Source organism: Microbacterium trichothecenolyticum, from assembly GCF_041938625.1.
Taxonomy (GTDB): Bacteria; Actinomycetota; Actinomycetes; order Actinomycetales; family Microbacteriaceae; genus Microbacterium; species Microbacterium trichothecenolyticum_D.
Genome location: NZ_CP169427.1, coordinates 2764951 through 2785625, shown reverse-complemented (window position 1 = coordinate 2785625; position 20675 = coordinate 2764951). Strand labels below are relative to the sequence as shown.

The 20675-nt window shown below is 71.0% G+C and carries 18 protein-coding genes and 2 riboswitches; of the genes, 7 read left to right on the top strand and 11 right to left on the bottom strand.

Annotated elements, in window-relative coordinates; translation table 11 throughout:
* Window positions 1-27: 27 nt before the first annotated feature.
* Window positions 28-150 carry a hypothetical protein gene (locus ACEYYH_RS12990; RefSeq protein WP_275426024.1) on the top strand — a complete coding sequence of 41 codons (123 nt, stop codon included), beginning with the start codon at window positions 28-30 and terminating at the stop codon, window positions 148-150.
* Window positions 151-184: 34 nt separating this feature from the next.
* Window positions 185-688: a hypothetical protein gene (locus tag ACEYYH_RS12985; protein ID WP_116196614.1), complete on the top strand. Its 504-nt coding sequence runs from the start codon at window positions 185-187 to the stop codon at window positions 686-688.
* Here ACEYYH_RS12985 and ACEYYH_RS12980 read toward each other — a convergent pair.
* From ACEYYH_RS12980 to ACEYYH_RS12970, 3 genes are all read right to left on the bottom strand, one after another.
* Window positions 675-1277 (bottom strand): carboxymuconolactone decarboxylase family protein, encoded by a 603-nt coding sequence (locus tag ACEYYH_RS12980; protein WP_374974787.1) that lies wholly within the window; start codon window positions 1275-1277, stop codon window positions 675-677. The genes ACEYYH_RS12985 and ACEYYH_RS12980 overlap by 14 nt on opposite strands.
* A gap of 91 nt (window positions 1278-1368) precedes the next feature.
* A complete protein-coding gene (locus tag ACEYYH_RS12975) occupies window positions 1369-2898 on the bottom strand; it encodes a DHA2 family efflux MFS transporter permease subunit (protein ID WP_116196616.1) in 1530 nt (509 codons plus the stop codon).
* A 131-nt stretch (window positions 2899-3029) separates the two neighbouring features.
* Window positions 3030-3239 (bottom strand): hypothetical protein, encoded by a 210-nt coding sequence (locus ACEYYH_RS12970; protein WP_374974786.1) that lies wholly within the window; start codon window positions 3237-3239, stop codon window positions 3030-3032.
* 47 nt (window positions 3240-3286) lie between these two features.
* On the opposite strand from ACEYYH_RS12970, the gene ACEYYH_RS12965 reads away from it, so the two are divergent.
* Complete coding sequence (locus ACEYYH_RS12965; RefSeq protein ID WP_374978220.1) at window positions 3287-5299, top strand: ABC transporter ATP-binding protein; 2013 nt, start codon at window positions 3287-3289, stop codon at window positions 5297-5299.
* A 27-nt stretch (window positions 5300-5326) separates the two neighbouring features.
* Here the strand turns inward: ACEYYH_RS12965 and ACEYYH_RS12960 are convergent, their stop codons facing one another.
* From ACEYYH_RS12960 to ACEYYH_RS12935, 6 genes are all read right to left on the bottom strand, one after another.
* On the bottom strand, window positions 5327-6280 hold the full coding sequence (locus ACEYYH_RS12960) for a glycosyltransferase family 2 protein (protein ID WP_374974785.1): 954 nt from the start codon (window positions 6278-6280) through the stop codon (window positions 5327-5329).
* A gap of 74 nt (window positions 6281-6354) precedes the next feature.
* Window positions 6355-7509 carry a cysteine desulfurase family protein gene (locus tag ACEYYH_RS12955; protein ID WP_374978219.1) on the bottom strand — a complete coding sequence of 385 codons (1155 nt, stop codon included), beginning with the start codon at window positions 7507-7509 and terminating at the stop codon, window positions 6355-6357.
* A 26-nt stretch (window positions 7510-7535) separates the two neighbouring features.
* Entirely contained in the window at window positions 7536-8393 is an 858-nt protein-coding gene (gene nadC / locus ACEYYH_RS12950) for a carboxylating nicotinate-nucleotide diphosphorylase (RefSeq protein WP_374974784.1), read from the bottom strand.
* Complete coding sequence (gene nadB, locus ACEYYH_RS12945) at window positions 8387-10081, bottom strand: L-aspartate oxidase (protein ID WP_374974783.1); 1695 nt, start codon at window positions 10079-10081, stop codon at window positions 8387-8389. The genes nadC and nadB overlap by 7 nt, the downstream gene beginning before the upstream one ends.
* Complete coding sequence (gene nadA, locus ACEYYH_RS12940) at window positions 10078-11430, bottom strand: quinolinate synthase NadA (RefSeq protein ID WP_374974782.1); 1353 nt, start codon at window positions 11428-11430, stop codon at window positions 10078-10080. Before nadA ends, nadB begins: the two co-directional genes overlap by 4 nt.
* 22 nt (window positions 11431-11452) lie before the next feature.
* A complete protein-coding gene (locus ACEYYH_RS12935) occupies window positions 11453-12172 on the bottom strand; it encodes an NUDIX domain-containing protein (protein WP_374974781.1) in 720 nt (239 codons plus the stop codon).
* Window positions 12173-12342: 170 nt separating this feature from the next.
* Between ACEYYH_RS12935 and ACEYYH_RS12930 the strand changes: the two genes are divergently transcribed.
* From ACEYYH_RS12930 to gcvP, 4 genes are all read left to right on the top strand, one after another.
* Window positions 12343-13518, top strand: coding sequence for a MarP family serine protease (locus ACEYYH_RS12930; RefSeq protein WP_374974780.1), 1176 nt, complete (start codon window positions 12343-12345; stop codon window positions 13516-13518).
* 43 nt (window positions 13519-13561) lie between these two features.
* Window positions 13562-13658: riboswitch (glycine riboswitch) on the top strand.
* Window positions 13659-13757: riboswitch (glycine riboswitch) on the top strand.
* A 46-nt stretch (window positions 13758-13803) separates the two neighbouring features.
* Entirely contained in the window at window positions 13804-14922 is a 1119-nt protein-coding gene (gene gcvT / locus ACEYYH_RS12925) for a glycine cleavage system aminomethyltransferase GcvT (protein WP_374974779.1), read from the top strand.
* Entirely contained in the window at window positions 14919-15302 is a 384-nt protein-coding gene (gene gcvH, locus ACEYYH_RS12920; RefSeq protein WP_374974778.1) for a glycine cleavage system protein GcvH, read from the top strand. Before gcvT ends, gcvH begins: the two co-directional genes overlap by 4 nt.
* Window positions 15299-18190 carry an aminomethyl-transferring glycine dehydrogenase gene (gene gcvP, locus ACEYYH_RS12915; protein ID WP_374974777.1) on the top strand — a complete coding sequence of 964 codons (2892 nt, stop codon included), beginning with the start codon at window positions 15299-15301 and terminating at the stop codon, window positions 18188-18190. The genes gcvH and gcvP overlap by 4 nt, the downstream gene beginning before the upstream one ends.
* A 203-nt stretch (window positions 18191-18393) precedes the next feature.
* On the opposite strand, the gene ACEYYH_RS12910 is transcribed toward gcvP, so the two are convergent.
* Together ACEYYH_RS12910 and ACEYYH_RS12905 are read right to left on the bottom strand one after the other, a co-directional pair.
* On the bottom strand, window positions 18394-19398 hold the full coding sequence (locus tag ACEYYH_RS12910; RefSeq protein WP_374974776.1) for a hypothetical protein: 1005 nt from the start codon (window positions 19396-19398) through the stop codon (window positions 18394-18396).
* Window positions 19399-19756: 358 nt separating this feature from the next.
* Window positions 19757-20626, bottom strand: a complete 870-nt coding sequence (locus tag ACEYYH_RS12905) for a CPBP family intramembrane glutamic endopeptidase (RefSeq protein ID WP_374974775.1) — start codon at window positions 20624-20626, stop codon at window positions 19757-19759.
* Window positions 20627-20675: the final 49 nt, after the last annotated feature.

Below are 20675 nucleotides of genomic sequence, written 5' to 3'. Positions count from 1 at the left end.
GCCGTTCCCATAGGTAGCATGGTCGCTATGACGACTTCGCAGCAGCCCGCCCCGATCACCCTCGCTCCCGTCCCCGACGAGAAGAACCTCCTCACCGTGGTCGAGTCCGCCGGTTCGTGCTGCGGCGGCGGCAGCTGCAGCATCGACTGACCTGACGCTCGGCTCACACCTCGACGCGCCGGCGATGACCGACGAACAGCTTCACATCACCCCGCGGGTCGGCCGCATCCTCATGTCGGAGGAGGCGATCTACGGACTGATCCTCGTGTCGGGCATGATCGTCGTCTCTGCGAAGGGCACCTCGTGGGAGGCTCTGGTCACCGTCGCCGTCACGGTGATCGTGTTCTTCGCCGCTCACGTCTTCGCCGGCACGCTCGGTCGCCTGGCCGCCACCGATGGTCAGGCCGGACTGCGCGCCAGCCTCCGTGCGTCTGCGCGCCAATCGGGTGGCATGCTGCTCGCGTCTGTGCCGCCGCTCATCATCCTGCTGCTCGGGGCGACGCGCGTCGTCGAAGACACCACCGCGCTCTGGATCGCTCTCATCGCCAACACGGTCATGCTCGGCGCGCTGGGCTGGATCGCCGTCGCGCGCTGGAGCACACACTGGGTTCCGCGCATCCTCAGCGCCCTCATCACCGCCGCTTTCGGCGGAGTGCTCATCCTCTTGAAGGCCGTCATCCACCACTGACGTCGCCGCGCGCGGCCTGTGCCGGCGCGAGCAGCGCCGCGACCAGCTCGGGGCTGAGACCCGGCACGTCGTCGACGGGCACGGCCAGGGCCAGCAGTGCACGACTGAAGTAGTTGCGCACGGCAGCGGCGAGCGTGATGTCGACGATCTGTCGATCGGTGAACCCGAGGTCGCGCAGACGCTGGGTGTCGGCGTCGGTCATGGTGGCGGCATCCGTCGAGAGCTTCTCGGCGTAGGCGACCACTGCCAGGTCTGTCTCGTCGAGGTCGGCGTCCGCGCCCTCGCGCGCGAGTCGGGCGAGCTGGTCCTCATCGAGGATGCCGGCCCGCAGGCTCTTGCGGCCGTGGGCGAGGAGGCAGTGGTCCGAGCCGATCGCGCGCGCGGCACCGAGTGTGGCGAGCTCGTAGTTGCGCAGGCCGATCGAGGGCACGATGGTCCGGATCAGCGCCTCGAACGCCTGGTGGGCCTCGGGGTTGATCGCCATCGCACGCGTGTGACCGAAGACGAAGCCGTCTCCGCGGAGGTCCCCGTCGTACATCTCGGCGACATGGCCGGTCGCGCCGTCGAGGTCCGGAGTGCTGACGATCATGGTGCTGCCTTCCCATCGGGTCTCGGGCGCATCCAGAATCGCGGAAGCCCCACCCCTTGTCGAGGGGTGGGGCTTCCGTGTGATACCTCGGTCAGTGGCCGGCGGGCGCGCCCATCGGCGCATCGGCAGGCTTGCGGATGAGGAACGCGCCGACCAGCAGCGGGAGCGAGAGGATCGCAGCGGTGAGGAACGCGGCGTGCGTCCCGGCGGCGCCCGCCGCAACCTCGTCCGCACCCGACGCTGTGGCGCCGGCCGACGCCGAAGCCATCACGCCGAACATGAGCGCGATGCCGGCGGCGCCGGCGACCTGCTGGGCGGTGCCGACGACCGCCGAGCCGTACGAGTAGAACTTCGGCTGGAGCGATGCGAGGGAAGCGGTGAAGAGGGGCGTGAAGGACAGCGCGAGACCGAGGGACAGGATCGTCTGCGTCACGGCGACGAGCCACACCGGGGTCTCGGTGCCGAACGTCGTGTAGAACCACAGCATCGCGCTCGTGATCACGGCGCCGGGCACGAGCAGCACGGTCGTGCCCCAGCGGTCGTAGATGCGACCGATGACCGGACCGGCGAGACCCATGGCGAGGGCGCCGGGCAGCACGACGAGACCGGTCGTGAGCGGGTCCACGCCGAGAACGTCCTGCAGGTAGAGCGGCACGACCGTGATCGCGCCGAAGAACGCCATCGACATGATCACCATCTGTCCCATCGACAGGGAGAAGTTGGCGCTGCGGAAGACCCGCAGGTCGAGCAGCGCGTCGTCCTTGCGCTGGAGCACGACCTGGCGCCAGCCGAACAGGCCGAGCGCCACGACGCCGACGGCGAGCGAGACGATGAGCGTCGTGGTCGAGGCGGCGGCCGCAGCCGCGGCATCCGCCCCGCCGCCGTGCCCGCCGGCACCGAGCTGGCTCAGGCCGAAGACGAGACCGCCGAAGCCGAGCGCCGACAAGATGACCGAGAGCACGTCGATGGGGGCGTGGGTCGTCTCGCCGAGGTTGTGGATCCAGCGCGCGCCGACGACGAGTGCCACGATCGCGATCGGCAGGACGATGCCGAAGATCCAGCGCCACTCGAAGTTGTTGAGGATCGCGCCCGCGAGGGTCGGCCCGATCGCAGGAGCGAGCGAGATCACGATGCTGACGCGCCCCATCATGCGACCGCGGATGGCGGCGGGAACCACGGTCATGAGCGTCGTCATGAGCAGCGGCATCATGATCGCGGTCCCGGACGCCTGCACGACGCGTGCGACGAGCAGCATCGGGAACCCGGGCGACAGGAATGCGATGAGGGTTCCGGCCGAGAAGAGGCTCATCGCGGCGACGAACATCGTGCGCGTCGTGAAGCGGCGCAGCAGGAAGCCGGTGATCGGGATGATCACGGCCATCGTCAGCATGAATGCGGTCGTCAGCCACTGCGCGGCGAGCGCGGTGATCCCGAGATCGGTGATGAGGTGCGGGATCGCGACGCCCATCGTCGTCTCGTTGAGGATGGCGACGAACGCCGCGGCGAGCAGCAGCCAGATGACGCGGCTCTCTTCGGGGCGCAGCTTCGGCGCCGCACCGGCGGCGCTGCTCGGAACAGCGGGGATGCTGCCGGTTCCGGGTGTCGTTTCGATGGCGGCCATGGGTCTCCTCGAGGCTCGGATGGACAGCGATGTGCCACCCGAGGATGGCAAGCCCTCAAGATAACCACAGGTTCCGACATCCCATTCCCGCTCCGGGGGATGGGATGTCGGCGATCAGGCGATCCGCCGGGTCAGCTGTCCGAGCGCCCGGGCTCCGCGTCGTCCCACTTCTCGGAGCCGATCGCGTCGGTCGGCTCGGCCTCGGGCTCGCGCTCCTCGAGGTTCTTCGGAAGCGGGTTCACGATCTCCTCGTGCGGGATCGCCTTCAGGGCGTCGATCTCTTCGCGGAGTTCCGCGAGGTCGCTGCCGTCGTGTTCGGGCCGGTCCGGAGTCGAGGTCATGGCTCGAGCCTAGCGTCGGCGGCGCTCATTAGGCTGGCTACGTGAGCATGCGCGGCGGTGGAGGCGGGGGAGGGCACCCGGGCTTCCGGCCGGTAGACACCGAGGCGCAACGGCGCGCCAACGCCGAAGCGCCCGAGATCCCGAATCTGGGTCGGCGCGTCGTCGCGCTCTTCCGGCCGTACAAGTGGTCGATCCTCATCACAGGCGTGCTCGTCGTCGCGGGCGCCGGCATCGCGGTCATCCCGCCGCTGCTCGTGCAGCGCGTGTTCGACGACGCGCTGTTCCCCGTCGACGGCTCGCCGCCCGACCTCCCGCTGCTGTTCAAGCTCGTGCTCGCGATGATCGCGCTCTTCCTGCTGTCGGCGGCGGTGGGCGTCGTGCAGACATGGCTCACCTCGACGGTCGGCAACCGGGTCACCGGCGACCTGCGGGTGAAGCTGTTCGACCACCTGCAGTCGATGGAGCTCGGCTTCTTCACGCGCACCAAGACCGGCGTCATCCAATCGCGACTCCAGAACGACGTGGGCGGCGTCTCGGGTGTGCTCACGAACACCGTGACCAGCATCCTCGGCAACACCGTCACGGTCGTCGCCTCGCTCGTCGCGATGATCCTCATCGACTGGCGGCTGACGATCATCGCCGTCGTGCTCATGCCGTTCCTCATCCTGGTGCAGCGCCGGGTCGGCCAGGTCCGGGCCCGGATCGCCGGCGAGACCCAGGAGTCGCTCTCGGAGCTGACCGCCATCACGCAGGAGACCCTGAGCGTCTCGGGCATCCTGCTGTCGAAGTCGTTCAACCGTCAGCGCACCGAGTCGACGCGGTACGCCGACGAGAACGTGAACCAGGTGCGCCTGCAGGTGCGGCGTGCGATGAGCGGCCAGGGCTTCTTCGCCGTGGTCCAGGTGATCATGGCGAGCGTGCCCGCGATCATCTACCTCGTGTCGGGCTACCTCATCGGCGGCGGCACCGACGCCATCACGGCGGGCACGATCGTCGCGTTCACCACGGTGCAGGCGCGACTCCTCATGCCCCTCATGGGGCTCATGCGCGTCTCGCTCGACCTCCAGACGTCGTCGGCGCTGTTCGCCCGCATCTTCGAGTACCTCGATCTCGTGCCGGCCATCCGCGACGCCCCCGACGCCATTGACGTCGCCGACGCCCCCGGGCCGATCGGGCGCATCGAGTTCCGCGATGTGGAGTTCCGATATCCGGATGCCGCAGCCGACGCCCGCGCGACGCTCCAGGGCGTCTCGTTCACGGCCGAGCCCGGCCAGCACGTCGCGTTCGTCGGGCCGTCCGGCGCGGGCAAGACGACCGTGCTGTACCTGACGCCGCGCCTGTACGAGGCATCCGGCGGCTCCGTCCTGTTCGCCGGTGAAGACGTCCGGCGCCTCACGCAGGAGTCGATCATCGACAACGTGGGCATCGTGTCGCAGGAGACGTACCTCTTTCATGCCACGATCCGCGAGAACCTGCGGTACGCGAAGCCGGAGGCGACCGATGCCGAGGTCGAGGCCGCCTGCCGCGCGGCGAACATCCATCACGTGATCGAGCGCTTCGAGAAGGGCTACGACACTGTCGTGGGCGAGCGCGGGTACCGGCTGTCGGGCGGGGAGAAGCAGCGCATCGCGATCGCGCGGGTGCTCCTGAAAGACCCGCCGGTGCTGCTTCTCGACGAGGCGACGTCGGCGCTCGACACCGTCTCGGAGCGGGTCGTGCAGGAGGCGCTGGATGCCGCGGCGCGCGGCCGCACGACGCTGTCGATCGCGCACCGCCTGTCGACGGTGATCGCGGCCGACGTCATCCATGTGGTCGAGGCCGGGCGCATCGTCGAGTCGGGCACGCACGCCTCGCTCCTGGCCCAGGGCGGGCTGTACGCCGAGCTCGCGGCGCAGCAGCTCGCGACCACCAGGATCCTCGAGGCCGAGGACTCCGAGCCCCCCGCCGACCACCCCGATCGCCGGGCGGACACCGCGCCCGACGCGCCGGTGGTCACCCCGGAAGAGGTGCTCGCCGCCGGTCGCGGCAGCGTCGGCGATCCGGAGTGGCGGGAGGACTGAGCTCCCGCACCCCGCGGCGCGTCGTCCTCACCAGAGACGTGCGGCAGCGAGTGCCGTGGCGGCCGGGTCCGACAGCACGGCCCCGTCGCTGCGCGACCACAGGGTGCGCGCGAATTCGCCGAGCTCGCGCCGGTAGGCGTCGTCGACGTGATCGCGGGCGAGGTCGACGAGCGGCGGCAGGTCCATCGCGAGGATGAGACGGACACGGGATGCTGCGGCCCGCGGCTGGCCCGCCGCATCCAGCACCGCGATGCCCCCGGTGAGCGCTTCGAGGTAATCGCGGAGCACGGGGAGCTCGCCCTTGTGCTGGGTGATCGAGGAGCCGTCCGCGCGCTCGCGCCATTCCACGACGACGTCGGGGATGACATCGAACGCGCGGGCGCGTGTGTACATCTGCTGCGCGACGATCTGGTCCTCGTACGCCTTGCCTTCGGGGAACCGCAGGCCGGTGCGCCGCCACAGGTCGGTGCGGCTCACCTTCGACCACGCGACGATGTTGCCGGATGCCTCGGGGTGCTGCTCGAGGGTGGTGCCGACACGCGCAGGGGCTGTCGCCGCCGCGACCCACGGCTGCACGCTGCCGGCTTCGTATCCGCCGGCGCTGTCGGGGCGCAGCCGCACGTAGGCGCCGAGCGCGAAATCGCTGCCGCTGGCGGCCACCGTGCCCACGAGGCGTTCGAGCGCGGTCGGCGTGAGCCGGTCGTCGGCGTCGAGGAAGCCGACGAACGGGGTGCGGACGAGGTCGAGCGCGGAGTTGCGCGCCGCGCCGAGCCCGCTCCGCTCGCGATGATGCACGACCTGGAACCGCCCGTCCGCCGCCGCCGCCGCGTCGAACAGTGCACCGGTCTCGTCGGTCGAGGCGTCGTCGACGAGGATCGCGACCCAGTCGTCGCGCGTCTGCGCGCGCAGGGAGTCGATCGCCTCGGTGGCATAGAGGGCCACGTCGTAGCCAGGGACGATGACGGTCACGGCGGGGGGCACGTCCCGATCCTACGGTCGCTCGGAAGGTCCGGGATCCGCCCGCAGCAGGTGTGACGTCGCGTCTCGCCCGCGCCTCAGCGCCCCGCTTCGGACACCGCCGAGACGGATGCCTCGACCGCGTCGGCGACCGCATCCAGCGGCGCGTTCAGCCAGCGAGGGAAGGTGAAGCGCACCGCGGTCTGCGCGAGGGCCGGGGCGATGCCCATCGCGAGCAGCACATGCGAGGGCTCGTCGCTGCCCGCCGCGCACGCCGAGCCACTGGACGACACGATGCCGCGCCGTTCGAGCTCGAGGAGCACGGCCTCGCCGCTCGTGCCGGCGAACGTGAAGCTCGCCGTGCCGGCGAGGCGGTGCACCGGGTCGCCGGTCAGCCGTGCCGACGGCACACGCTCGAGCACACGGGCGATGAAGCGGTCGCGGATGGCCGACACGCGAGCGGATGCCTCGACCCGCTCGGCTTCGGCGAGCTCCAGGGCCGTGGCGAAGCCGACGGCGCCCGCCACGTCTTCGGTGCCGCTGCGGCGGCCGCGCTCCTGCCCGCCGCCGTGCAGCAGCGGCTCGAGGGGGATCCGGCCGCGGACGCCGAGCACGCCGGTGCCCTTGGGGGCGCCGAGCTTGTGTCCGGCGAGCGAGATCGCGTCGTACCCGAGCTCGTCGGCCGACAGCGACAGCCACCCTGCGGCCTGCACGCCGTCGAGGTGGAGCGGGATCCGCCGTTCGCGGGCGACGGAGGCCAGGGCCGCGGCATCCTGAACCGTCCCGACCTCGTTGTTCGCGTAGCCGATGCTCACGAGCACGGTGTCGTCGCGAAGGCCCCGGGCGACGTCATCCGTCGACACGCGTGCGTGCTCGTCGACGTGCACGCGCGTCGTGGCGAACCCGTGCACACGCTCCAGGTAATCGACGGACTCGAGCACCGACTCGTGCTCGATTGGCGTGGTCACGACGTGCGCGCGACGGTCCTCGCGGCGCAGCGCCCCGGCGATCGCGATGCCCTTGATCGCGAGGTTGTTCGCCTCGGTGCCGCCGGAGGTGAACACGATGTCGCCGGCGCGGAGGCCGAGAACGCGGGCCACGCGTGCGCGGGCGTCGGCGAGGGCGTCGGCCGCCGCCTCACCCACGGTGTGGTGGCTCGATGCGTTGCCGTACCAGCGGGTGAGATACGGCATCATCGCCTCGAGCACCTCGGGTCGCACCGGCGTGGTCGCCGCGTTGTCGAGGTAGAGCATGCTCATGGGGGTGCTCCCGGGGAGGGTCAGGCGGCGTCGATCCGCACGTCGAGCCCGAGATCGAGTGCGCGTGCCGAGTGCGTGAGCGCGCCGACCGAGATGACGTCGACGCCGGTCTCGGCGATCGCGCGCACGGTGTCGAGGTTGACCCCGCCCGACGCCTCGACCGTCGCGCGGCCCGCCACCTGTGCCACGCCCGTGCGGAGGTCGTCGAGCGAGAAGTTGTCGAGCATGATCGTGCCGATGCCTGCCGCGAGCACGGGCTCGATCTGCTCGAGCCGGTCGACCTCGACCTCGATGTGCGTCGTGTGGGGGAGGAGGTCCTTGGCGGCGACGAGCGCAGCCGTGGGCGAGACGCCCTTCTGCGCGAGCACCGCGAGGTGGTTGTCCTTCGCCATGACGGCGTCCGACAGCGACTGGCGGTGGTTGCGGCCGCCGCCGTCGCGCACGGCCTTGCGCTCGAAGGCGCGGAGGCCGGGGGTGGTCTTGCGCGTGTCGGCGATGCGCGCGCCGGTGTGGGCGACCTCGGCCACGTACGTGCCGGTGAGCGTCGCGATCCCCGACATCCGCTGCACGAAGTTGAGGCCGATCCGCTCGGCCGTGAGCACCCCGCGCGCCGGGCCCGTCACGACCGCGAGCACGGCGCCGGGCTCGAACCACTCGCCGTCCTCGACGACGAGCTCGACCTCGATGGTGGGGTCGGTGAGCCGGAATGCCGCCTCGAAGACCTCGCCACCCGAGAACACGCCCCGCTCGCGCGCGACGAGGTCCGCGCGGGCGACGGCGTTCTCGGGGATCAGCGCCTCGCTGGTGAGGTCGCCCCACGGCGCGTCCTCTTCGAGGGCGGCGGCCACGGCACGGTCGATCACGGCGCGGGTCAGCATGCGACGGGCTCCTTCGAGAGGTCAGCGGCGTGGGCGCGCGCAGCGGTGGCGCCCCGCGCCGTGGCGAGCAGGGCGGGCGCTTCCGCGGGCGTGCCGTCCGACCGGAAGTGCGCGCCGACCGACTCCCGCCGAGCGCGGGCGGCCGCGACGAGGTGCTCGGCCACGAGCAGCAGGTTCTCATCCTCGAAGTCGTGCTCGGTCACGGGGGTGCGCTGCTGCGCGCGCCAGACCGCGACGACGGATGCCGCGTGCTCGAGACCCGCTTCATCCCGCACGAGTCCCGCGTCATCCCAGAGCAGCTCCTGCAGCGCCGGCCGCGAGAACGCCGGCGCCTCGACGCCCACCGCGGGCCCTGGCATCCCGATGCTCTGCTGCTCACCTGTCACGACTTGCCTCGCGGAACGGCGCTTCGCGACAGGTGAGCGGTGGTCTCTGTCGGCGGGGGAGACGGGAGTCGCGAAGGCGGGCCAGGATCCGGATGTCGCGTCCCCGGCGATGACGTCACCCGCACGCGCGCCGAACACGGCGCCCTCGAGCAGCGAGTTCGAGGCCAGGCGGTTGGCACCATGGACTCCGGTGCGCGCGACCTCGCCCACGGCGTACAGCCCGGGGAGGGTGGTGCGGCCGAACAGGTCGGTGCGGACGCCGCCCATCAGGTAGTGCGCGGCCGGCGTCACGGGGATCGGCTCGCGCGCCCAGTCCAGGCCCCGCTCGCGCACGGCGCGGTCGATCGTCGGGAAGCGGCGGGCGAGGAACGCCGCGCGCTCGGCGGCGTCCTCCGAGTGGATGTGCGTCGCGTCGAGGAAGACGGGCCGCCCGTCCTGAAGTTCCATCTGCCGGGCGATCGCGCGGGCAACCACGTCGCGGGGAGCCAGCTCGCCGTCGGGGTGCGCATCGAACGCGAACCGGCGCCCGACCTCGTCGATCAGCGTGGCGCCCTCGCCTCGCACCGCCTCCGACACGAGGAACGCGTCGCCGGTGCCGATGATCGTCGGGTGGAACTGGAAGAACTCGAGGTCGCGCACCTCTGCACCGGCGCGGATGGCTGCGGCGATGCCGTCGCCGGTGGCCACCTCGGGGTTGGTGGAGTGCGCGTACAGCTCGCCCGCGCCGCCCGTTGCGAGCACGACCGCGTCGGCGGTGATGATCTCGCGGCGGCCGGCGGCAGCATCCGTCTCCCCGATGAGCAGCTCGACACCCGTGACGCGACCGTCCGTCAGCTGCAGACCCGCGAGGAACGCGTGCTCGATCACGGCGACGTCGCTCGCGCGCAGGCGGGCGACGAGCGCCTTCTCGATCGCCGTGCCGGTGGCGTCGCCGCCGGCGTGGAGGATGCGCGGGTACGAGTGCGCGGCCTCGAGGCCCTTCACGAAGCCGCCGGAGTCGTCGCGGTCGAACGCGACGCCGAGGGCGATGAGCTCGCGGATGCGTACGGGACCTTCCTCGACGAGCACCCGGACCGCCTCTGGGTCGCCGAGTCCCGCGCCGGCGACCAGCGTGTCGCGCACGTGGTCGTCGGCACTGTCCTCGTCGAACATCACGCCGGCGATGCCGCCCTGCGCGTAGCGGGTGTTGGCGTGCTCGAGCACGTCCTTCGTGACGAGCGTCACACGGCAGCCGTGCTCGACGGCGTGCAGCGCCGTGAGCAGCCCCGCGATGCCCGAGCCGACCACGATGGCGCTGGTCATGAGGCGTTCTCCCACGCGGCCGCGGGCGCTGCCGGAGGCTTGGCCGCCAGCATCCGCTCCAGGGCCACACGAGCCGGCGCCGCGACCGCGTCCGGCACGGTGATGCGGTTGCGGACTTCGCCCGCCACGAGCCCCTCGAGCACCCAGGCGAGGTAGCCGGGGTGGATGCGGTACATCGTCGAGCAGGGGCAGACGACCGGGTCGAGGCAGAAGATCGTGTGCTGCGGGTGGTCGGCAGCGAGGCGCTGCACCAGGTTCACCTCGGTGCCGATGGCGAACGTGGTGGGTTCGGACGCGGCCTCGATCGCCTTGCGGATGTAGTCCGTCGAGCCCGCCTCGTCGGCGGCGTCGACGACCTCCATCGGGCATTCGGGGTGCACGATCACCCGCACGCCCGGGTGCTCGGCGCGGGCCTTGTCGATCTGGTCGACCGAGAAGCGGCGGTGCACCGAGCAGAACCCGTGCCACAGGATGACGCGGGCATCGGCGAGCGTGCCGGCGTCGGAGCCGCCGAGCGGCTTGCGCGGATTCCACATCGGCATCTGCTCGAGCGGCACGCCCATCGCCTTCGCGGTGTTGCGGCCGAGGTGCTGGTCGGGGAAGAACAGCACGCGGCGCCCGCGCTGGAACGCCCACTCCAGCACCGTCCGCGCGTTGGACGACGTGCACACGATGCCGCCGTGGCGTCCGACGAAGCCCTTGATCGCGGCAGAGGAGTTCATATACGTCACGGGGATGACGGGCACCAGGCCCTCAGCATCCGTCTCGTCCATGTCGCCGTAGATCTCGGCGAGCTGCTCCCAGCACTCCTCGACCTGGTCGATGTCGGCCATGTCGGCCATCGAGCAGCCGGCGGCGAGGTTCGGGAGGATCACGGCCTGCTCGGGACGCGACAGCAGGTCCGCGGTCTCGGCCATGAAATGCACACCGCAGAACACGATGGCTTCCGCGTCGGGGTGCTCGAGGGCCGCGTTCGCGAGCTGGAACGAGTCGCCGACGTAGTCGGCGTGCACGACGACCTCTTCGCGCTGATAGAAGTGCCCGAGCACGACGACGCGGTCGCCCAGCGTCGCCTTCGCGGCGCGGATGCGCTCGTCGAGCTCGGCCTCGGAGGCCTCGCGATACTCGCGGGGCAGCTCGCCCTGGCGCGGTGAGCCCGTGGGGATCACGTCGCCCATCGACGAGCCGGGACCGTATCCGGGGCGCGTGTCGAAGTCCCACGGCCCGGCGGCGAGATCGGTGTTGCAGGTCTCGCCCTGCAGCACACCCGCGACGATCGCCTGGATCTCGTGGTCGACCGAGGGGTCGAGCTCGGGCCGGGGGTGGAGGGTGATGTTCACGGCAGGCATGTCGGGTGCTCCGTTCGGTGGGTCAGTGGCGGGCGTCGAGCGGGCCGCGGTCGGCGAGCTCGACGTCCTGGTTGTAGCGGTAGAGCCGCGCGGGGCGGTGGCTTCCGGTGCGGAAGCGGTCGGTGGGGATGAGGGTGCCGGAGTTCTCGACCTGCCTGCGGAAGTTCGCCGGGTCGAGGCGCCGAGCGAGGATCGCCTCGTACACCTCGCGCAGGTCGGCGAGGGTGAACTCGTCGGCGAGGAGCCCGTGGGCGATGCGGCTGTAGCCGACCTTGTTGCGCAGGCGCCAGAGTGCGTAGTCGACGATCTCGTTGTGGTCGAAGGCGAGCTCGGGGAGTGCTGCCGCATCGAACCACTGCACGTTCTCGACCGTGGCGTCGGTGATCTCGTCGGCGCGCAGGAGCGCCCAGTACACGATCGAGACGACACGGGTCGGGGAGCGGTCGACGGCCCCGAATGCGTACAGCTGCTCGAGATAGCTCGGTGCCAGCCCGGTCGTCTCTGCGAGGGTGCGGGATGCCGCGGCATCCAGTCCTTCCGTCACGTCGAGCCATCCGCCAGGAAGCGCCCACTGGCCCTCGTGCGGATCGCGCGTGCGGCGCACGAGCGGGAGCACGACCTGGACGGCGTCGCTGCCGGGGAGTCGCCGGAGCGTGAAGATCACCGTCGACACCGCGACGCGGATCGTGTCGGTGTCGGCGGCTGCGCCGGGGGAGTGGGTGTCGGATGCTGTTCTGGTCATAGTGACTCTAACTGTCGGGTTCGATCATAGTGTCACTCTGACCAGAAGCCAAACCCCCGCTGTAACAGGGTGGGTTGGCCGGGCGAGAGCGCGGCGCGTCGTCCGGGTGCGTTCACAGGCACGGTGCGTACTCTGGCGGAGCGTGGAATGGCCGACCGGAGGGCACGGGAATGATCGTCGTCGACGTCATCATCGTGCTGCTCCTCGTCCTCGCGCTGGTGGCGGGACTCCGCCGCGGTTTCTTCGCGAGCATCGGCACCCTTGCGGGCCTCGCGGCCGGAGCCTTCGCGGCATCGTGGCTGGCGCCTCTCGTCAGCAGTGTGGTGCCCTCGCCCGCATGGCGCACGGTCGCAGTGATCGCGACCGTCGTCGGACTCCTCTTCGCGGGCGGTGCCCTGGGCGCCTGGATCGGGTCCCTGCTGCGATCCGGCGCCGATCGACTCAAGCTCCGCTGGGTGGAGCGCTTCCTCGGCGGCGTGGCGGCCGTCATCGCCGGGGGACTGGCCCTCGCACTCGTCGCGCCCCCGCTCGTGGCCGCGGGCATCCCCGGCATCTCGGCGGCGGTCGGCTCGTCGTACATCGTCAATGGCATCAAGACAGCGGTCCCGCCACCCGTCGAGGCGGCGATGGCGGAGCTCCGATCGGCGTTTCTCGACGAGGGCATCCCGCGCCTCGGCGAGCTTCTCGGCCCCTCGAGTGTGACGCCGACCCAGCCGCCTGTCGCCCTCGACGATCCTGAGCTTGCGGCGGCTGCGGCGTCCGTCGCCCGCGTCTCGGGCACCGCTTACGCGTGCGGGCGGGGCGCGACCGGATCCGGATTCGTCATCGCGGCCGACCGAGTGGTGACGAACGCCCACGTGGTGGCGGGAGTCGACCTCCCGCTGGTCGAACTGCCCGGCCGGCCGGCACGCGAAGGGCGCATCGTCTACTTCGACCCCGTCGACGACCTCGCCGTGATCGCCGTGGATGACCTCGGCGCGAGCCCGCTGCGGCGCGCATCGACGTTGACGGCAGGCAGCTCCGCGGCCGTGCAGGGCTATCCCCTCGGCGGGCCGTTCACGATGACCGCCGCCTCCGTGCGCTCGACAGGTACGGCGATGATCCCCGACATCTATGACGAAACGTCCACCCCGCGCGAGATCTACTCGCTGCAAGCCGTCGTGCGCCCAGGTAACTCGGGCGGTCCGCTGCTGACCGGCGGCGGGGAAGTCGCCGGTGTCGTGTTCGCGCGCGCCGAGAACGACGAGGACCTCGGTTACGCGATGACGATGAAGGAGCTCGAGCCCGTCGCCGAGCTCGCCGGCGCCGCGACCGATCGTGTGTCGACGGGCGACTGCGTCGGCTGACGGCACCGACCGGTATGCTTGCTGCGCAAGTCAATATCGGCCCATCACCCGGGCGGGAGAGCCTCGGCAGCGCGATCGCCGAGCACCGAAGGAGCAAGCCTCCCCGCCAATCTCTCAGGTACGCGTACCGTTCGGGCAGGCCGACTCTGGAAAGCGATCCTCGCGCAGCGAGTATCCGCCGACGGTGAAAGCCCGCTCCTCGCGGGTGAAGCTCTCAGGTCCATGACAGAGGGGGAGTTCACAGGCGCCGTCCGGCGTCTGCCCGTCCGCGACCGGGAGAACTCGATGACAGAACTCCGTACGACTGCTCTGCACGACCGCCACGAGGCGCTCGGCGCCTCCTTCACCGACTTCGGCGGCTGGCTCATGCCGGTGCGCTACAGCTCCGACCTCGCCGAGCACCACGCCGTGCGCAGCGGCGCCGGCCTCTTCGACATCTCGCATATGGCCGAGTTCCTCATCACCGGCCCCGACGCGTCGGCCTTCCTCGACTACGCGCTCGCCGGCGCGATCTCGCCGATGCGCGTCGGCAAGGCGAAGTACTCGCTCGTGCTCGCCGAGTCCGGCGGCATCGTCGACGACGTCATCGTCTACCGCATGGCCGACGACCGCTTCCTCGTGATCGCGAACGCCGGGAACCGGGATGCCGTCGCCACGGCGTTCGCCGAGCGCATCGGCGGCTTCGAGACCGTGCTCGAGGACCAGACGGACGACACGTCGCTCGTCGCCGTGCAGGGTCCTGCGGCGCGCGAGATCGTCGAGGCGACGGCGGGCATCGCCGGCGTCGCCCCCGCGTTCGCCGACCTCGGGTACTACGCGTGGTCGGCCGGAGCGTTCGACGGCGAGCCCCTGTTCATCGCCCGCACGGGCTACACCGGCGAGGACGGCTTCGAGTTGCTCGTGCCGAACCACGTCGCCGCGGCCCTGTGGGACGCCCTTCTCGCCGCGGGGGAGCCGCGCGGTCTCGTGCCCGCCGGTCTCGCCGCACGGGACACGCTGCGCCTCGAGGCCGGGATGCCGCTGTACGGCCACGAACTGTCGCTCGACATCGTCCCCGCGCAGGCAGGGCTCGGCCGCGTCGTGGCGGCCGGCAAGGACGACTTCGTCGGCAAGGCGGGGCTCGGCGCGGTGGTCGCATCCGACGCCCCGGTGCTCGTGGGCCTCACCGGTGAGGGCCGCCGCGCCGGCCGTGCCGGCTATGCCGTGTTCGACGGCGCCGACGCTGCGGCGCCGGTCGGCGAGGTCACGAGCGGCGCGCTCAGCCCGACCCTGGGGCATCCCATCGCCATGGCGTTCGTCTCGCCTGCCGCAAGCGCCCCCGGAACCGAGCTCTTCATCGACGTGCGGGGTACCCGCATCCCCGCCACCGTGACCGACCTGCCCTTCTACCGGAGGAACAAATGACCGATCTCACCGCCCTCAAGTACACCGCCGAGCACGAGTGGGTCGCCCTCGACGGTGACGTCGCCACTGTCGGCATCACCTCGTACGCCGCCGACAAGCTCGGTGACGTCGTGTTCGTCGAGCTGCCCGCGGTGGGAAGCTCGGTGACTGCGGCCACCGTCGTCGGCGAGATCGAGTCCACGAAGTCGGTCGGCGAGCTCTACGCGCCGCTCACCGGCGAGGTCGTCGAGGTCAACGACGCCGTGGTCGACGACCCGTCGCTCGTGAACGCCGACCCGTTCGGCGCCGGCTGGCTCGTCAAGATCACGGTCGACCCGGCCGCCGTGGCCGATCTCCTCGACCGCGATGCGTACATCTCGCTCACGGGCGGCGCCGAATGACGGGTCTGTTCGCCGATCGTCACATCGGGACGGATGCTGCGGCCCAGCGCACGATGCTCGACGCGCTGGGCTACGACAGCGTCGACGCGCTCGTGGAGGCGGCGGTCCCGGCATCCATCCATGCCAAGCCTCGTTCCACGAGCGACATCCCGCCCGCCGCGACCGAGGCTGAGGCGCTCGCCGAGCTGCGCGTGCTGGCGTCGCAGAACCGCTCGGCGCGGCCGATGATCGGACTGGGTTACTACGACACGCTCACGCCGTCGGTGATCGCCCGCAACGTGCTCGAGAACCCGTCCTGGTACACGGCGTACACGCCGTACCAGCCCGAGATCTCGCAGGGGCGCCTGGAGGCGCTCATCAACTTCCAGACGATGGTGACCGACCTCACCGGGCTCGCTACCGCGAACGCGTCGATGCTCGACGAGGCGACCGCCGTCGTCGAGGGCATGCTGGTGGCCCGGCGCGCCTCGAAGTCGGCGTCGAACGTGTTCGTGGTCGACGCCGACGCGCTTCCGCAGACGAAGGCGCTGCTCGCGCACCGCGCGGCCGCCGTCGGAATCTCGCTCGTCGAACTCGACCTCGCGCGGGGTGCAGTGCTTCCCGACGAGTTGTTCGGAGTGCTCGTGCAGTACCCGGGCGCATCGGGAAACGTCTGGGATCCGTCCGGCGTCGTCGACGCCGCGCACGTCGCGGGCGCGCTCGTCGTGGCGGCCGCCGACCTCCTCGCGCTCACGCTGCTGCGCTCGCCGGGGTCGTTCGGGGCCGACGTCGCGGTGGGCACGACGCAGCGCTTCGGGGTCCCGCTCGGCTTCGGCGGCCCGCACGCCGGGTACATGGCGGTGCGCCAGGGCCTCGAGCGGCAGCTCCCGGGGCGCCTCGTCGGCGTCTCTCAGGATGCCGCGGGCCACCCCGCCTACCGCCTCGCCCTCCAGACGCGCGAGCAGCACATCCGCCGCGAGAAGGCCACGTCGAACATCTGCACGTCGCAGGTGCTGCTGGCGGTGATGGCATCGATGTACGCGGTCTACCACGGACCGGACGGCCTCCGCGCGATCGCGACCGACGTCGCGAAGAAGGCCGAGGCGCTCGCCGCCCGCCTGCGCTCGTACGGTCTGTCGCTGCGCTCGGACTCGTTCTTCGACACGCTGCGGGTGGCGACCCCCGGTTCGTCGCGCCGTGTCATCGAGCGCGCCCGCTCGCGGGGATTCCAGTTGTTCTGGGCCGACGACGCGACCGTCGGCGTCTCGGTCGACGAGACGACGACGGCGGATGACCTCGCTGCCGTCGCGTGGGCCTTCGGACTGCCCGAGAACGAGTTCCTCGGCGCGGGCGAGCAGGGTGAGCGCGTGCTTGCATTCACGGATGCTGCGCCCCTGGCGGGCGTGCCGTCCGGACTGCACCGAGCCTCGGAGTTCCTCACGCACCCGGTGTTCAACTCGCACCGGTCCGAGACGGCGATGATGCGCTACCTCAAGCAGCTGTCCGACCGCGACTACGCGCTGGACCGCGGCATGATCCCGCTGGGCTCGTGCACGATGAAGCTCAACGCGGCCACCGAGATGGCCGCCGTGTCCTGGCCGGAGTTCTCGCGCGTGCACCCGTTCGCGCCAGAGGACGACGTGCACGGCTACCTCGCGATGATCGAGCAGCTCGAGGTGTGGCTCGCCGAGGTCACCGGGTACGACGCGGTGTCGCTGCAGCCCAACGCGGGCTCGCAGGGCGAGCTCGCGGGCCTCATGGCGATCCGCGGCTACCACCGTGCCAACGGCGACCTCGCCCGCACGGTGTGCCTCATCCCGTCGTCGGCGCACGGCACCAACGCGGCATCCGCCGTGCTCGCGGGCATGCGCGTCGTCGTGGTCGCCTGCGACGAGGCCGGCAACGTCGACCTCGACGACCTGCGCGCCAAGATCGCGGCGCACGCCGGCGAGCTCGCGGCGCTGATGATCACGTATCCCTCGACCCATGGCGTGTACGAGCACGACGTGCTCGACATCACCCAGGCCGTGCACGACGCCGGTGGCCAGGTGTACGTCGACGGCGCGAACCTCAACGCGCTCCTCGGCTACGCGCGCTTCGGCGACCTCGGTGGCGACGTCTCTCACCTGAACCTCCACAAGACGTTCGCGATCCCGCACGGCGGTGGCGGCCCCGGCGTCGGCCCCGTGGCGGCGAAGGCGCACCTCGCGCCCTACCTCCCGTCGCACCCGCTGTCGCAGCGCAAGGACCACGCGGGCGGCGTGTTCGACGGCGGACCCATCTCGGCCGCACCGCACGGATCGGCCGGAATCCTGCCGATCTCGTGGGCGTACGTGCGCATGATGGGCGCCGAGGGGCTGCGGTCGGCCACCGCCGCCGCGGTGCTCGCCGCGAACTACATCGCGGTGCGCCTGCGGGACCACTACCCGGTGCTGTACACCGGCGAGGACGGACTCGTCGCCCACGAGTGCATCCTCGACCTGCGTCCGCTGAAGGAGGCGACGGGCGTCTCGGTCGACGACGTCGCCAAGCGCCTCATCGACTACGGCTTCCACGCCCCGACGATGTCGTTCCCGGTCGCGGGCACGCTCATGGTCGAGCCGACGGAGTCCGAGGACCTCTCCGAGATCGAGCGCTTCATCGAGGCCATGATCGCGATCAAGGCCGAAGCCGACCGCGTCGCCGCGGGGGAGTGGCCCGCGGCCGACAATCCGCTTGCGAACGCCCCGCACACCGCCGAGTCCGTGATCGCGGGCTCGTGGGAGCACCCCTACTCGCGCGCGCTCGCCGTGTACCCGGTGCACACCCTGGTGCGCACGAAGTACTGGCCGCCGGTCCGCCGCATCGATCAGGCCTACGGCGACCGTAACCTCGTGTGCGCCTGCCCGCCCATCGAGGCCTTCGCCTGACGCACCTCTGAGCGACGGGGTGCCGCACCCCGCGGCATCCCGTCGGTCTGTCGTCGGCGCGGGTCGGCGTCGGCGTCGGGCTCGCCCGACCCGCCGACCGCGTTCGTGCCTTGGCTCCCGCCCCAGATCCGCGAGAGTGCAACTGGTCGACGAGGGGTAGGGAAGCAACCAGCACCTCGGCGACCAGCTGCACTCTCGCGGTGTCAGCGGACCCGACCCTCGGACGATGAGCCGATCAGGTGAGGCGCGTGCGCGGCCAGCAGGCGCTGGAGCGAGTGGAGGTGCGCGGTCTGTTCGGGTGCTGTCGCCCGCAGACCTGCCCCGGCGAGGATGTCGCGCAAGGGCGTCACCGTGGTCGCATCCGTCCATCCCCAGTGAGCGACGGCGCGGAGGTGGGTTCGCAGTCTTCTGTCGCGGAGGGTCTGACGGCGCAACACGTCACGGGCGTCGCCGTAGCGTCCGTCGTACTTGAGGTCGCCGTCGGCTTCGCCGCCGAGCTTGACGTGGGTCCAGACGAAGTCGGCACGATCCTCCTTTCCCGACGAACGGAACACGACCTGGAGTTCGGGCGCGGGAAAGCCGAGCCACTCGATCACCGCGCGGCTGACGGCTTCGATGGCGGTCTCGGACAAAGCTGTCGCGCGCGCGAGGGGCCAGCGTGCGGCATCGCGACCGCGGCTGCTGATGCGCGCTTCGTTGATGAGCGTCAGAGCGTCCGCGGAGGAGCCGGGTGCAAGTCTCAGCGCCGCGTCCGCGGCAGCAAGTCCGATCGCCGGGTGCCGAAGACGGGCGAGATCCACGGCGGTGTCTTCCGGACTGGTCATCGCGAGTCCACCGATCTTGAGGATCGTCCGGTCATCGCTCGACCGGTGCGTGCGGACGCCAGCGACGAGCCTCGAGGAGCGCGCCGTCGGCACGAGCACATGCACGTCACCCGGATCGCCGAAGATCGGGAGCCCCAGGAGTGCCGCGGCGGACTCCAGGCAGAAGATCGCGTCGGGGTAGGCGAGCGCTGCGGAGTAGACGCGTGCGAGATACCTTTCCCACGGCGGCAACGACTTCCACAGAGCGGCAGAGGCGTAGACGCCATGACGGACCTTGACGAGCTCCCCCTTGGACACGCCCCGTTCCGGATGGGGTGCGTCGGAGTGGCGCAGCAACGCCAACGGACTCGGCTTGATGGGTCGCGCGACAGTGACCAGCGGCATCCGTCCACCATCCTCGAGGAGCTCCGATGCAGTGCCGTGGGCCCGGCTTTCTGTGGACCTCACGCCTCTTGAAGCCGCTGTGGAGGAGGCGCCGGCGAGTCCAGTCCGATCGGGTTCCCTGCCGCATCTCCGCCCCCGATAGGGCGAGAGTGCAACGGGTGGACGAGAGGTAGGGAAGCAACCAGCATCTCGGCGACCAGCTGCACTCTCGCTGATGGCCCGGCGCGGCCGCGCGGCAGGGCAGTCAACGGTGGGCGCAGGTCGCGCCTTCGGCTACGCGGGGCGGAGGGCGAGGACGGGGCGGACGATAGGGCGAGCGGACTCGACGGATGCCGCGGCCCTGGGCGCCCGCGACCCGTCAGGCCGCGGGGGCGGGGGTCGGGGGCGGGGTGGGCGTGGGAGTCGGCGTGGGGATGGGGGCGAAGACGCCGGGCCACAGGGCGGCCGCCAAGGGATAGCCGACGAACGCGACGATGTCGAGCAGCGTGTGCGCGATGACGAGGGGCATGACGCGACCCCACCGGCGGTAGCACCAGCCGAAGACCACGCCCATCACGACGTTGCCGACGATCGCGCCGATGCCCTGGTAGGCGTGGTAGGCGCCGCGCAGGCCCGCCGAGGTCAGGATGATGGCCCAGTCGTTCCAGCCGAACCGGCGCAACCGGTCGAACAGGTAGCCGATGAAGATGACCTCCTCGGTGAGGCTGGCGCGCAGGGCAGACAGCACCAGCAGGGGGACTGTCCACCACGCCGCGTCGAGGGGGGATGCGACCACGGCTACGGTGACACCCAGCGCGCGGCCCGCGGCATAGAGCGCCAGACCCGGCACACCGATGACGGCGGCGAGAAGGATGCCGCGGCCGAGGTCTCCGCCGAACCTCGAGAAGTCCAGTCCGATGCGGCGCAGCGCGTTGCTCCCGGGCTCCCAGAGAAGGTAGACGACGAGCGCCACCAGGGCCAGCGCGAAGAAGACCGCGAGCACCTGGTAGACGACATCCCAGACCGCCTGCGCGTCCCGCGAAGGGTTCACTTGGGTCTGCTGCTGGCCGAGCGGAACGGGTGCGAGGAGCTTGCGCACGAGCGACAGCACCGAGTACAGAGCCGACTGGCCGACCGTGATCGCGAGGACGATCCAGACCTCCCACGTGAGGCGTCGGCGGTCGTACGGCGCCAGGGGGGAAAGAGTAGTGGAATCCCTCTGGTCTGTGGGCCGGTTCGGCGGGGTCATCTTGTCAGATTGTCACACTCAGCGTCGATTGAGTTAAGGCTCTGTAACG